12 protein-coding genes are annotated in these 12636 nt (G+C 62.5%); 7 read left to right on the forward strand and 5 right to left on the reverse strand.

Annotated elements, in window-relative coordinates; translation table 11 throughout:
* Window positions 1–30 precede the first annotated feature (30 nt).
* From AC2YB9_RS16385 to disA, 4 genes are read left to right on the forward strand one after another with little or no spacing between them, the layout of a single operon-like run.
* Entirely contained in the window at window positions 31–768 is a 738-nt protein-coding gene (locus AC2YB9_RS16385) for a DUF3109 family protein (protein ID WP_487266427.1), read from the forward strand.
* 33 nt (window positions 769–801) lie between these two features.
* Window positions 802–1440 carry a VOC family protein gene (locus tag AC2YB9_RS16390; protein WP_487266428.1) on the forward strand — a complete coding sequence of 213 codons (639 nt, stop codon included), beginning with the start codon at window positions 802–804 and terminating at the stop codon, window positions 1438–1440.
* Between the two features lie 46 nt (window positions 1441–1486).
* Entirely contained in the window at window positions 1487–2863 is a 1377-nt protein-coding gene (gene radA / locus AC2YB9_RS16395) for a DNA repair protein RadA (RefSeq protein ID WP_487266429.1), read from the forward strand.
* Window positions 2864–2901: 38 nt separating this feature from the next.
* Window positions 2902–4002, forward strand: coding sequence for a DNA integrity scanning diadenylate cyclase DisA (gene disA, locus AC2YB9_RS16400; RefSeq protein WP_487266430.1), 1101 nt, complete (start codon window positions 2902–2904; stop codon window positions 4000–4002).
* 27 nt (window positions 4003–4029) lie between these two features.
* Here disA and AC2YB9_RS16405 read toward each other — a convergent pair whose 3' ends face one another.
* On the reverse strand, window positions 4030–5067 hold the full coding sequence (locus tag AC2YB9_RS16405) for an alcohol dehydrogenase catalytic domain-containing protein (protein WP_487266431.1): 1038 nt from the start codon (window positions 5065–5067) through the stop codon (window positions 4030–4032).
* 72 nt (window positions 5068–5139) lie between these two features.
* Between AC2YB9_RS16405 and mug the strand changes: the two genes are divergently transcribed.
* On the forward strand, window positions 5140–5721 hold the full coding sequence (gene mug, locus AC2YB9_RS16410; RefSeq protein WP_487266432.1) for a G/U mismatch-specific DNA glycosylase: 582 nt from the start codon (window positions 5140–5142) through the stop codon (window positions 5719–5721).
* A gap of 3 nt (window positions 5722–5724) precedes the next feature.
* On the opposite strand, the gene AC2YB9_RS16415 is transcribed toward mug, so the two are convergent.
* A complete protein-coding gene (locus AC2YB9_RS16415; protein WP_487266433.1) occupies window positions 5725–6423 on the reverse strand; it encodes a hypothetical protein in 699 nt (232 codons plus the stop codon).
* 53 nt (window positions 6424–6476) lie between these two features.
* Here AC2YB9_RS16415 and AC2YB9_RS16420 point away from each other — a divergent pair, with 53 nt between their 5' ends.
* On the forward strand, window positions 6477–7370 hold the full coding sequence (locus AC2YB9_RS16420; RefSeq protein ID WP_487268637.1) for an HhH-GPD family protein: 894 nt from the start codon (window positions 6477–6479) through the stop codon (window positions 7368–7370).
* A 10-nt stretch (window positions 7371–7380) separates the two neighbouring features.
* On the opposite strand, the gene AC2YB9_RS16425 is transcribed toward AC2YB9_RS16420, so the two are convergent.
* Window positions 7381–7935, reverse strand: a complete 555-nt coding sequence (locus AC2YB9_RS16425; RefSeq protein WP_487266434.1) for a TetR/AcrR family transcriptional regulator — start codon at window positions 7933–7935, stop codon at window positions 7381–7383.
* A gap of 68 nt (window positions 7936–8003) precedes the next feature.
* Here AC2YB9_RS16425 and AC2YB9_RS16430 point away from each other — a divergent pair, with 68 nt between their 5' ends.
* Window positions 8004–8330: a DMT family transporter gene (locus AC2YB9_RS16430; RefSeq protein WP_487266435.1), complete on the forward strand. Its 327-nt coding sequence runs from the start codon at window positions 8004–8006 to the stop codon at window positions 8328–8330.
* A gap of 51 nt (window positions 8331–8381) precedes the next feature.
* On the opposite strand, the gene AC2YB9_RS16435 is transcribed toward AC2YB9_RS16430, so the two are convergent.
* On the reverse strand, window positions 8382–10889 hold the full coding sequence (locus tag AC2YB9_RS16435; RefSeq protein ID WP_487266436.1) for an ATP-dependent Clp protease ATP-binding subunit: 2508 nt from the start codon (window positions 10887–10889) through the stop codon (window positions 8382–8384).
* Between the two features lie 158 nt (window positions 10890–11047).
* Window positions 11048–12547: a lysine--tRNA ligase gene (lysS, locus tag AC2YB9_RS16440; protein ID WP_487266437.1), complete on the reverse strand. Its 1500-nt coding sequence runs from the start codon at window positions 12545–12547 to the stop codon at window positions 11048–11050.
* Window positions 12548–12636 lie beyond the last annotated feature (89 nt).

The following is a 12636-nucleotide window of genomic DNA, read 5'->3' on the forward strand; positions in this document are numbered from 1 at the left end:
CACGTAACCGGCGCACATTAGGATGGTCAGATGCCCGAAGTCGACCTCGAATTTCCCCGCGCGATCATTGAATTCACCAATCCAGCGGACCCCGACGAGGTGTTCCGTTGTGATCTGACTTGGCTCACCTCGCGCTGGACCTGTATTTTCGGCAGCGGTTGCCAGGGCATCTATGCCAACAGCCCGTCGACTGGATGTTGCACGCTCGGCGCGCATTTCTCCGGGGATGAGGATCACCAGCGCGTCGCGGCCGCAGTTGAATTGTTGACGCCCGAATACTGGCAAGCATACGACGAAGGCCAGAACGGGTGGACCGAAACCGACGACGAAGGTGACCTTAAAACCCGGACCTTCGAGGGCGCCTGCATCTTCCACAACGCACGCGACTTTGCCGGTGGTTACGGTTGCGCGCTGCACGGTATGGCGCTGGCGACCGGCGTCAAGCCGCATACCGTCAAACCAGACGTTTGCTGGCAACTGCCGCTGCGCCGCCAGTTCCGCGATGTTGACCGCGGTGACGGCACCACCTACTCAGAAGTGTCGATCGGCGAATACACCCGTGCCGGTTGGGGACCGGGCGGCGCTGAGCTGGATTGGTACTGCTCGTCGAACACCGAGGCCCATGTCGGTAGCGAGCCGGTCTACCTCGCCAACTGCGATGAACTCACCGAACTCATGGGCCCGGACGGCTACGCCGAACTGGTCCGTCACTGCGACGCGCATCTGGACGGGTCGCCGCTCGCGCCGCACCCGGCCGACCCCCGCTGACTAACTGCGAAGCCACTCGGGCAAGAATGCGGTATGCGCTTGGATCACATCTCATTTGCCGTCGGACCTGACGGGCTCGCCGGGACCACGGTGACATTGGCTGGCCTGCTCAATACGAAGTTCTATGACGGCGGCATTCACCCCCGCTTCGGAACCCGCAACATGATCATGCCGCTGAAAAATGGCATGTACTTCGAAGTCGTCGAAGTTCTTGATCACCCCGCCTCGGACAAAGCCCCATTCGGCCAAGCCGTGCGTGAACGTTCCGAGGCTGGCGGCGGCTGGCTTGGTTGGGTCGTCGCAGTCGATGACATCACCGCAGTCGAGCGCCGAATCGGGCGGCACGCAGTGCCCGGCAACCGGCGGCGTCCCGACGGCATCAACATGGAATGGCGTCAGATTGGCGTGCGCGGTCTCCAAGCCGATCCCGAGCTCCCGTTCGTCATCTGCTGGGACAGCGATCCGAAAGAACATCCGTCCAACGCGGGCAGCGCTGAGATCGAACTCGTCGCACTCGAGATCGCTGGCCATCCGTCCCGCGTAGCCGAATGGCTCGGCACGCCCGCGTTGGACGCGCTCGACACAATCAAGGTCGAGTGGGTCGCTCCACACGGATCGCCTGGAATCGTTGCCGCCCAGTTCGCAACCGCCGAAGGCATCGTCCGCATCTGATCCCGGCTCCGACGAATCTGTCGGTGGGAACGCATACGGTTCAGGTATGGCGAACAGCACCAAGGCCGCTCGACCGACATATGCCTGTGCCGAATGTGGTTGGACCACGTCCAAATGGGTTGGCCGGTGCGGCGAATGCCAAGCGTGGGGCACAGTTGACGTAGCCGGCGGCAAGAGCACCGGTCGCACCAAAGCCGCAGCGGTTTCAGCCCCGGCCCTGCCAATCACCGCGATCGATGTGACTCATTCACGGGCCACAACGTCGGGCATCCCCGAATTCGACCGTGTGCTCGGCGGCGGGGTCGTGCCGGGTGCTGTGTTCCTGCTTGCCGGCGAGCCCGGCGTCGGCAAGTCGACACTACTGCTGGAGGCCGCCTCGCAATGGGCCAAGTCCGGCGCCCGCACGCTCTACGTCTCCGGCGAAGAATCTGCCGCTCAGGTTCGGCTGCGTGCCGAACGCACCGGCGCGCTCCACGACGAGTTGTTCCTTGCCGCCGAGACCGATCTCGGCTCCGTGCTGACCCACATTGCTCAGGTCAAGCCGACGCTGTTGATCATCGACTCAGTCCAGACGATCGGTTCGGCTGACGTCGAGGGCGTGCCCGGTGGGGTGACTCAGGTACGCGAAGTGGCCTCATCGATCATCCAGCTGGCCAAACGCGAAAACATTGCAACATTGCTAGTCGGCCACGTCACCAAGGACGGGTCGGTCGCAGGCCCGCGCGTTCTCGAGCATCTTGTCGATGTGGTGTTGCAGTTCGAGGGCGACCGCAACTCACGGCTGCGACTGCTCCGGGCGGTCAAGAACCGGTTCGGCCCCGTCGATGAAATCGGCTGTTTCGACCTTGTCGATGATGGCATCGTCGAGGTTCCCGATCCGACCGGATTGTTCGTCTCCCAACACGCAACTCCGGTCTCGGGCACCTGTGTGACCGTCACAATGGAGGGCCGGCGGCCGCTGTTGGCCGAGGTCCAGGCGTTGACCGTCGAGACCAAAGCCCCGTCGCCCCGTCGCACCTCGAGCGGCCTCGATTCATCCCGTGTGGCGATGATCCTGGCGGTCCTCACCAAGCACTGCGAACTCAAGATCGGCGAACACGACGTTTATACCGCGACGGTCGGCGGGGCGAAATTGACCGAGCCGGCGGTCGACCTCGCAATCTTGATCGCGACGTCGTCGGCGTTCAGCAACAAAATAGTGCCCAGCGGTCTAGTCGCGATCGGCGAGGTGGGGCTGGCCGGCGAGCTTCGCAAGGTCAGTTCGATGTCGGGCCGGTTGCGTGAGGCAGCTCGAATTGGCTTCACCAAGGCCATAGTGCCGGTCGGTTCTGAATATCCCAAGGACCTTCCGATGCAGGTCTACGAGGCCCATGACGTCCGCTCAGCTGTCATCGCGTTCGAGACTGCCGGCCGGCGGCCCTAGACTGTTCGCATTGAGTCATTCTGGGATTATGGAGCACTATGGCAGCCACTTCGGACCGTGCCGCTGACAAGGCGGACACTGCCGCACGCATACGCGCCCATTTGGCGACCGTCGCGCCCGGCACCGACTTGCGCGAGGGCCTCGAACGCATCCTTCGGGGCCGCACCGGCGCGCTGATCGTGGTCGGCCATGACCGGCAGATCGATTCGATTTCGACCGGCGGATTCGCTCTCGATGTGCCGTTCACGGCAACCGGGATCCGTGAACTCGCCAAGATGGACGGCGCGATCATTCTCGACAAGGATGTGACCCGCATTCTGCGCGCTGCGGTCCATCTGATGCCCGATCCGTCAATCCATACCGATGAATCCGGCACGCGCCACCGCACCGCTGACCGGGTGGCCCGCCAGACTGGCATACCCGTCATTTCCGTATCCGCCTCGATGCACATCATCGCGCTCTATCTCGACGACACCCGTCGGGTCCTCGAAGAAGGCGGCGCCGTGTTGGCGCGTGGCAACCAGGCCCTCGCGACGCTAGAACGCTACAAGATCCGCCTCGATGAAGTCTCCGACGCCTTGTCGGCACTCGAGATCGAAGACCTCGTCACGGTCCGCGATGTGGCAGCGGTGGCGCAGCGACTCGAGATGGTCAGCCGCATCGCGTCGGAGATCGACACCTATGTCCTTGAGCTCGGCACCGACGGCCGGTTGCTCTCGCTCCAGTTGGATGAGTTGATCAGCGGCGTCGACACCGAGCGCGAGCTCGTAATCCGTGACTACATGCCCACTGGCCGGCGCAAACGGCCGGTCGAGACAGTCCTGGCCCAACTCTCCACGATTGAATCAAGCGGCCTCGTCGATCTCGGCGTTGTCGCCACCGCACTACGGATCGGCGACAACGAATCGCTCGACAACGGTCTTTCGCCGCGTGGCTACCGGTTGCTCGCCCGCGTGCCTCGGCTTCCACAGACCGTGGTTGAACGCCTCATCGAGCACTTCGGCTCGCTACAGAAGCTTCTCGCCGCCAGCCACGATGAATTGCAGACGGTCGAGGGCGTCGGTGATCTGCGCGCCCGCGGCGTACGCGAAGGGTTGTCGCGGCTCGCCGAGTCGAGCATCCTCGACCGCTATGTCTAAATTGAACACAGTGTCTGAGTTGGTCGCTTAGGGCCGAATGACGGTGATGCCGCCGGCACCGCCGCCCGACCCACCGAGTGCGGCCAACCGTGCCGGTGTCTCGTCGAGGGTTATCGTGTCGCGGATCAGTAGTTGCGGGCGCAATGCCCCCGAATCGATCTCGGCAAGCATCGACGGGTAGGAATGCGCGGCCATGCCGTGACTGCCTAGGAGCTGCAACTCCGAGCTGATCACAACATCCATCGGCACCGAAATCTTCGACTCCGCTGCGAGCAGGCCGATCTGGATGTGGCGTCCGTGTTTGCGCAGAACCGCCAACGAATTCTGCACGATGCTGGCGCTGCCCAGTGCGTCGATTGACACCGCAGCGCCACCGTCGGTCAGGTGGCGGATCGTCTCGACCAGCGCGGGATCGGCGCCGTCAATCGTCTGCACCGCGCCGAGCGAAGCGGCCAACTTCAGTGATGACTGCGCCAGATCGACGGCGATGACACGGGCACCATGCGCGGCGGCGATCATGACCGCGGACAGGCCGACCCCACCGCAACCGTGCACGACGACCCACTCGTCCGCGATCGGCCCAGCCAGCTGAGCCACTGCACGGTACGCCGTGGCAAATCGGCAACCCAAACTGGCCGCGACGTCGAACTCCATCGCATCGGGCATACGTATGAGATTGGTTTCGGCGTGCTCGATCGCGACGAGTTCGGCGTAGGAACCCCAGCCGCTGAAGCCGGGTTGGAATTGGTTGTCGCACACTTGTTGATCGCCGCGAAGGCAGGTTGGGCAGACGCCGCAAGCGCACACGAAAGGGGTCGTCACCCGATCGCCAATCGACCAACCGCTGACATCGCGGCCGATCCCTCGGATCACTCCGGCGAGCTCATGACCGGGCACGTGCGGGAGCTGGATGTCCGAATCGTGGCCCATCCAGGCGTGCCAATCGCTCCGACACAGACCCGTCGCTTTGACCTGGATCAGCACGCCGGAGGCCGAACAGCGCGGATCCGGTACGGAGGTAACCCGTGGCATTTCACCAAATTGGTCGATCACAACTGCGCGCATGATGGAACTGTAAGCCAGCCGCATACGCGCACTGCTCGGGAGTTAAAAATCGGCCCGGCCTACAGTGTTGTCGTGGGATTCAGTCGTGCCGAGCTGCAGGGATTCAGGGGCGCGACGGTGCCCGATCTGGTCGGGTCGAAGGTACGGCTGCTTCTTGTCGGGATCAATCCCGGGCTTCTGTCGGCCGCCGTGGGGACCCATTTCGCCACGCCCGGCAACCGGTTCTATCCAGCGCTGTTCCGTGCTGGCGTGCTTGACCGGAGGATTAACGCGGCAGCCGGATATGAACCGGCCGACCTCGCCCACCTGCTGGATCGCGGTATCGGGATCACCAACGTGGTGCCGATTGCTACCGCCCGAGCCGACGAGCTCAGCAAACAAGAACTCACTGACGGTGGCCGTGCACTCATCCAGCGCATTCAGCAGATCCAGCCGACCGTCGTGGCGATTCTGGGCATCACTGCCTATCGGAGTGCGTTCGACCGGCCTAAAGCGACCACGGGGCAGCAACTCGAGGAGCTCGGCGGGGCCGCACTGTGGGTTGTGCCAAATCCGAGCGGGCTCAACGCCCATTCATCACTCGATGCGCTCGCTGCGGCCTACCGCGAAGTCGCGATCGCGGCCGGCATCGACGTCTTCGATCAGCCACGCTGAACGTCAGCCGCCAGGCTTGACCGTCGCTTTGGCGCTGGGCTTGGCACTGGGCTTGGCCGAAGGCTTCTTCGTCGGAGTCGCTTTCGAAGGCTTCGGCTTCGGCTTGTTCTCGATCCGGAAGGACGCCTTACCGATCTCGCCGCCAAGCGTCGCCGACTTGATCACGTAGCTGCCCTGCGCGGCGAACCCTTCCTTTTGCGAGCAGGTCTTGCCCGAACCACGGCCAGTCCACGTAGTTTCGACGACCGTCGCCCAGTTCGCCGAGATGGATACCGGACCGGTCAACAGCGCACTCTTACAGACACTTGAGTCCCAGACCGGCTTCTTGTTTGCGCTGATGACGACCAGCAGGTCGGCAGCCTTCGCATCCAGCACGCAGTCTTTGGCGTCGGTAGTACTGATACTCATCGTCACGTCGACCGGGCCACCGGTGAACTGGCCGGGTCGTATCGAGGGCGCGACCAAAACCTTTTCGGGATTACAGGCCGCATTGCCCGCAGTCAGATCGACCTGGACCTTCCCGCTGGTTGGCGCTGCCGCTGGTGCTTCAGTCGTCGCGGTCGCGGTTGGCGCAGCCTTCGACGTCGTGTCGTTGCCGCGATCGAGTACTTGCAGCACGATCCACGTGATCAGCAAGATAACCGCCAGCAGCACGAGCCGTCGGCGCCAGAAAATCGCTCGGGACATACCGCGTTGACTCACAGGCCAACGCTAACCGGGCCGACCCCTCATGCGAAGATCGACGCGCCATGACCATGCCGCCGAGATCGTTGTCACGCACCCAAATCGCCCAATTCCAGGTTCTGCTGCTCGATTGGTATGCCGGCAACGCCCGCGACCTTCCCTGGCGCGGCAATGCTTCGCCTTGGGCAATAATGGTCTCGGAGTTCATGTTGCAACAGACGCCGGTGGCCCGTGTGTTGCCGGTGTTCTCCGAATGGATGCAGCGCTGGCCGGCGCCCGCTGATCTCGCGGCCGAACCTGCCGGCGCTGCCGTACGGGCGTGGGGGCGGCTCGGGTATCCGCGTCGAGCACTCCGCCTGCATGCAGCGGCGACGACGATCGTTGCGGTCCATCACGGCGAGGTGCCGGCCGATCACGATGCGCTACTGGCGCTGCCCGGCGTTGGGTCCTATACGGCTGCCGCGATCGCTTCCTTCGCGTATGGACAGCCGCACGTCGTCCTTGACACGAATATTCGTCGGGTGTTCGCACGCGTCTATCAAGGTACCGCCCAACCGGCCGCGTCGATCACTGCGGCAGAACGGCAAATCGCCAGCACTCTCATGCCGCCGGATCCAACCGCGAGCCGCTGGGCCGCCGCAACGATGGAACTAGGCGCAATCGTCTGCACGTCCCGCTCACCACAGTGCGCGGAATGCCCAGTGGCGGCACTGTGCCGTTGGCGTGCGGCCGATTATCCCGCCCACGGCGGGCCAAAGCGCCCGACCCAAAAATGGCATGGAACCGACCGGCAGTGCCGTGGTCGCATCCTGCAGGCGCTTCGCGATGCCGATGGCCCGCTCCACAAGTCTTCAATCGATCTCGTGTGGCCAGAGGACGATCAGCGCGAGCGCGCCCTGGACGGACTAATGGCCGACGGACTGGTCGAACTGATGTCGGACAACCGATTCGCCCTACCTGGCTAAACGGGTGGACTCAACGGTTTGCGAGAAAGCCCACGGCCGCCGCCAAGTCTTCGATTGCGCGTTGAGTGTCGCTTCCGGCGTCGCTGAGCACCTCGTCCAGTTGTAGGCCCATGAACGTCGCATCGACGAGATTGGCCACTCGCGTAGCGCGCCGAACGGGCACTCCCGAAGCCAATACATAAGCGCGTAGCGCCTCGTACCAAACCGTATTGGCCTCGGCGACGACCGTTGCGTATGGCTCGCTGCCGAACAGGCCGAGTGCGGCGGCCTCGACATACATTCGCTGACAGCGCTGCAGGTCATCGGCGGAGAGCACCCGCCAGAGATCAATCACGGCCTGTTGCGGCGTTCGGGCCGGCGGGAGCGCCCCGATCTGGGCCGCCGAACGATCGGTCGATTCACGCAGGATCGCCGCAACAAGCCCGGCTTTGCTGCCGAAATGATAGTTGAGCATCCGGTCGCTGGTTCCCAATGCAGCTGCAAGCGGACGCAAACTGAGCCCGATTAGTCCCGCCGCCAATACATAGTCAGTAGCTTGGACGACCAGCTCTTCGCGACGATTCATGAATCGAGTGTAGCAAGTGCTACACTTATTTATGTAGCAGTCGCTACATTTTACGCAAGGATCTCACCATGTATGTCGCCCTCGGCCTGCTCTTTGTTGCCATCAGCGCGGAAGTCGGTGCGACAACGGCACTGCCGCGCGCCCAGGGTTTCACCAACCCCGCATGGACCACGATTGTGCTGGTCGGCTACATCTTCTCAATTTGGCTATTGACGATCGTGGTCAAGACGATTCCGGTATCAGTCACCTACGCCACGTGGGCCGGGCTGGGAACCGCAGCGATCGCGGTCGTCGGGGTGGCATTCCTTAATGAGTCGATCAACCCGCTCAAAGTCATCGCGATTGCGTGCATCGTCGGTGGCGTGGTCCTGCTGAACTTCCAGCGCGTTCAATGACCAAATACAGAAGCCCCGCATCCACTGGATGCGGGGCTTCTGTATTTGGGATTACTCCGACTTGGCGGACTCCATCGCCGGCGGGATCTCCGGCAACTCGAGATCGGCCTTCGCCGTCCCCCTGAACGTGAACGTCGCGCTCGGGCCTTCACCCTCGACATCGACAAGCACGATCTGACCGGGACGCAACTCGCCGAACAGCATCTTCTCCGCCATCGCGTCTTCGATCTCACGCTGGATGGTGCGACGCAACGGGCGCGCACCAAGCACCGGATCGAAGCCACGGACGGCCAGCAGCGACTTAGCCTTATCGGTGAGTTCGAGGCCCATATCCTTATCCTGAAGACGAAGCTCAAGACCATCGATCATCATGTCGACCATTGCCACAATTTCTTCTTGAGTCAACGGCGGGAACACGACGATCTCATCGACGCGGTTGAGGAACTCAGGTCGGAAGTGCTGCTTGAGCTCTTCGGTAACCTTCGCCTTCATCTTGTCGTAGGAACCAGCAACATCGCTGGCCTGGCTGAAACCGAGGTTGACGCCCTTGGAAATGTCCCTCGTGCCCAGGTTGGTCGTCATAATGATGATCGTGTTTTTGAAGTCAATGACACGGCCTTGGGAGTCGGTGAGCCGGCCTTCCTCGAGGATCTGCAACAACGAGTTGAAGATGTCAGGGTGAGCCTTCTCAACCTCATCGAACAGGACGACTGAGAACGGCTTACGCCGCACCTTCTCGGTGAGCTGGCCGCCCTCTTCGTAACCGACGTAGCCCGGAGGTGATCCGAACAGCCGGGAAACGGTGTGCTTCTCGGCGTATTCGCTCATGTCGAGCTGGATCAGGGCGTCATCGTCACCGAACAGGAAGTTGGCGAGCGTCTTTGACAGCCACGTCTTGCCGACACCGGATGGGCCAGCGAAGATGAACGATCCACCAGGCCGGCGCGGATCCTTCAGACCTGCGCGGGTGCGTCGGATGGCACGCGACAAGGCCTTGATGGCTTCGTGCTGGCCGATGACACGCTTGGACAGCTCCGCCTCCATGTTGAGCAGGCGGCTGGATTCTTCTTCACTGAGCTTGACGATCGGAATGCCAGTGGCAAGCGCGAGGACCTCGGCGATGAGTTCCTCATCGACGACCGCGACGACGTCCATGTCGCCCGCCTTCCACTGCTTCTCCCGCTCATTGCGTGCAGCAATGAGCTTCTTTTCCTCATCGCGCAATGATGCGGCCGCTTCGAAGTCTTGCCCGTCGATGGCGCCTTCCTTGTTGCGGCGGACGTCAGCGATCTTCTCGTCGAACTCGCGCAGATCCGGCGGCACCGTCATACGGCGGATTCGCAAGCGCGAACCGGCCTCGTCGACGAGGTCGATCGCCTTATCGGGAAGGAAACGGTCGGACACGTAGCGGTCTGCGAGCGTAGCCGCCGCAACGAGGGCCTCATCGGTGATCGTGACCCGGTGGTGAGCCTCATAGCGGTCGCGCAGCCCCTTGAGCATTTCGATCGTATGCGCGACCGACGGCTCGGGGACCTGGATTGGCTGGAACCGGCGTTCGAGCGCGGCATCCTTTTCGAAGTGCTTGCGGTATTCGTCGAGCGTTGTCGCACCGATGGTTTGCAGCTCGCCACGGGCAAGCATCGGCTTGAGGATGCTTGCTGCATCGATCGCGCCTTCGGCCGCACCAGCACCGACGAGGGTATGAATCTCGTCGATGAACAAGATGATGTCGCCGCGGGTCTTAATCTCCTTGAGGACCTTCTTGAGCCGTTCCTCGAAGTCACCGCGGTAGCGCGAACCGGCCACGAGCGCGCCGAGATCAAGCGTGTAGATCTGCTTGTCCTTGAGCGTCTCGGGCACATCGCCCTTGACGATGTCCTGGGCGAGGCCTTCAACGACTGTCGTCTTGCCAACGCCGGGTTCACCGATCAGGACCGGGTTGTTCTTGGTACGGCGGCTGAGCACCTGCATGACGCGCTCGATCTGATCGCCACGACCGATGACCGGGTCCAACTTGCCCTCACGGGCGGCCTGGGTCAGGTTGCGGCCGAACTGGTCGAGCACAGCCGATGTGCTCGGGCCGCTGTCGCTCGGGGCGCCAGCGGACTCTGATTCCTTGCCCTGGAAGCCACTGACCAACTGGATGACCTGCTGGCGGACGCGGTTGAGGTCGGCGCCGAGTTTGACCAAGACTTGGGCGGCAACGCCCTCACCCTCGCGGATCAAACCAAGCAAAATGTGTTCAGTGCCGATGTAATTGTGGCCGAGCTGCAGCGCCTCGCGCAGACTCAACTCAAGCACCTTTTTGGCGCGCGGGGTGAACGGGATGTGCCCGCTCGGCGCCTGCTGGCCCTGACCGATGATGTCCTCAACCTGCCCGCGTACGGCTTCGAGCGAGATGTCGAGGCTTTCGAGCGCCTTGGCGGCAACTCCTTCACCTTCGTGAATCAGACCGAGAAGGATGTGCTCAGTGCCGATGTAGTTGTGGCTGAGCATGCGTGCCTCTTCTTGGGCAAGCACGACCACACGACGGGCTCTGTCGGTGAATCGTTCAAACATTACGTCCCCCTCAACTGGGTATATCTCTTCATCTTAGTCGCCGATTGGTAGACCCGCAGATCAAGTCCACATACCAATTTAACCTCACGCAGCGGCCCAATGTTCCGGCGTTCACTCAGGGCAGAACCGCCGCCCGGGAAGTTTGTGACGGATGGGGGTTATTCGGCGCGCGACAACGGGAACAGGATCGCTTCGCGGATCCCGATACCTTGCAGCAGCATGACTAGACGGTCGACGCCAACGCCCATCCCGCCGGCTGGCGGCATGCCGAATTCGAGCGCCCGCAGGAAGTCCTCGTCCACATCCATCGCCTCGGGATCGCCAGCGGCGGCCAACTGTGATTGGGCGACCAGCCGCTCGCGCTGGATGACCGGATCGTTGAGTTCGGAATATGCCGGTGCAAGTTCGACACCGTTGATGATCAGATCCCACGCCTCGACAAGCCCTGGCTTCGTCCGATGTTTCTTGGCCAGCGGCCGGACCGCTTCGGGGTAGTCACACACGAACGTCGGCGTGATGAGGGTGTGCTCGACGAGCTTCTCAAATAACTCGAGCACGATCTCACCGGCATTCCAGTGGTCCTGAAGTTTGACCTCATGCTTGACCGCAAACGCCCTGAGTTCATCCGCGCTGGTGTCATTGTCAATGTCCTTGCCGAGCGCTTCGGCGACGAGTTCGTGGATGCTGGCACGGCGCCATTCACCCTCAAGGTCGATCTCGCTGCCATCACGGCCCGGGACGACCGTATGACCAACTGCGCGCGCGGCATTGACGACGAGCGTCTTGATCAGGTCGGCCATCGTGTCGTAGGAGCCATAGGCCTCATAAACCTCAAGCATCATGAACTCGGGGTTATGGGTGTTGTCGACGCCCTCGTTGCGGAACGTCTTGCCGATCTCGTAGACCCGGTCGATGCCGCCCACGAGAGCCCGCTTGAGATGCAACTCAATCGCGATGCGCAACAGCATGTCTTCGTCGAACGCGTTGACATGGGTGCCGAACGGGCGCGCAGCGGCGCCGCCGTTGGTGTGTTGCAGGACTGGCGTTTCGACCTCAACATAATCCTGGCCGTCAAGCGTCGCGCGTAGCGACTGCAAAACCTTGGCCTTCACGCGTACGTTGTCACGTGCCTCGGGCCGAACGATCAGATCGACATACCGCATACGACTGCGCGCTTCATCGCTGAGCGGATTGTGTTCATTGGGCAGCGGACGCATCGTCTTCGCCGCCATCTGCCAGGACGTAGCAGCAACGGAGAGTTCGCCGCGTCGGCTCGTGATGATCTCGCCGGTCACCGCAAGGTGGTCGCCGATGTCGACGAGCGATTTGAAATCGGCGAGCGCTTCTTCACCCAGTGCATCGAGGGAGAGCATCGCCTGCAACTCGGTGCCATCGCCTTCACGCAGCCGGGCAAAGCACAACTTGCCCGTGTTGCGCAGGAAAATAACCCGGCCCGCGACAGAGACAATCGTGCCGGTCTGCACGTCGGGGCCCAGCGCGGCTGCATCGTAGGACGCAACGATCTGTTTGAGCGTATGGGTTCGGTCGACAATCACCGGGTAGGGCTCGCGGCCCTTGTCGATCAGGTGCTGCCGTTTGTCACGGCGCACGCGCATCTGCTCGGGAAGGTCGTCAGCCGCTAGATTCTCTTCGCTCATAATTGCCCCAGCCTAGTGGCGACGGAGTGCTATGAGGCCCGGTGGTCGGTCGGCCGCTCTCTTCAACAGCTGCGCCGCCGCGGTCCAGG

It is taken from the genome of Aeromicrobium changchenzhani (genome assembly GCF_057586615.1).

What these genes read in the sequence shown, in the direction of transcription:
- AC2YB9_RS16405 (WP_487266431.1), bottom strand. Translation starts at nt 5,067, where the DNA reads ATGCGCGCAGTTGTGATCGACCAATTTGGTGAAATGCCACGGGTTACC.
- radA (WP_487266429.1), top strand. Translation starts at nt 1,487, where the DNA reads ATGGCGAACAGCACCAAGGCCGCTCGACCGACATATGCCTGTGCCGAA.
- AC2YB9_RS16385 (WP_487266427.1), top strand. Translation starts at nt 31, where the DNA reads ATGCCCGAAGTCGACCTCGAATTTCCCCGCGCGATCATTGAATTCACC.
- AC2YB9_RS16420 (WP_487268637.1), top strand. Translation starts at nt 6,477, where the DNA reads ATGCCGCCGAGATCGTTGTCACGCACCCAAATCGCCCAATTCCAGGTT.
- AC2YB9_RS16390 (WP_487266428.1), top strand. Translation starts at nt 802, where the DNA reads ATGCGCTTGGATCACATCTCATTTGCCGTCGGACCTGACGGGCTCGCC.
- AC2YB9_RS16425 (WP_487266434.1), bottom strand. Translation starts at nt 7,935, where the DNA reads ATGAATCGTCGCGAAGAGCTGGTCGTCCAAGCTACTGACTATGTATTG.
- AC2YB9_RS16430 (WP_487266435.1), top strand. Translation starts at nt 8,004, where the DNA reads ATGTATGTCGCCCTCGGCCTGCTCTTTGTTGCCATCAGCGCGGAAGTC.
- AC2YB9_RS16435 (WP_487266436.1), bottom strand. Translation starts at nt 10,889, where the DNA reads ATGTTTGAACGATTCACCGACAGAGCCCGTCGTGTGGTCGTGCTTGCC.
- disA (WP_487266430.1), top strand. Translation starts at nt 2,902, where the DNA reads ATGGCAGCCACTTCGGACCGTGCCGCTGACAAGGCGGACACTGCCGCA.
- lysS (WP_487266437.1), bottom strand. Translation starts at nt 12,547, where the DNA reads ATGAGCGAAGAGAATCTAGCGGCTGACGACCTTCCCGAGCAGATGCGC.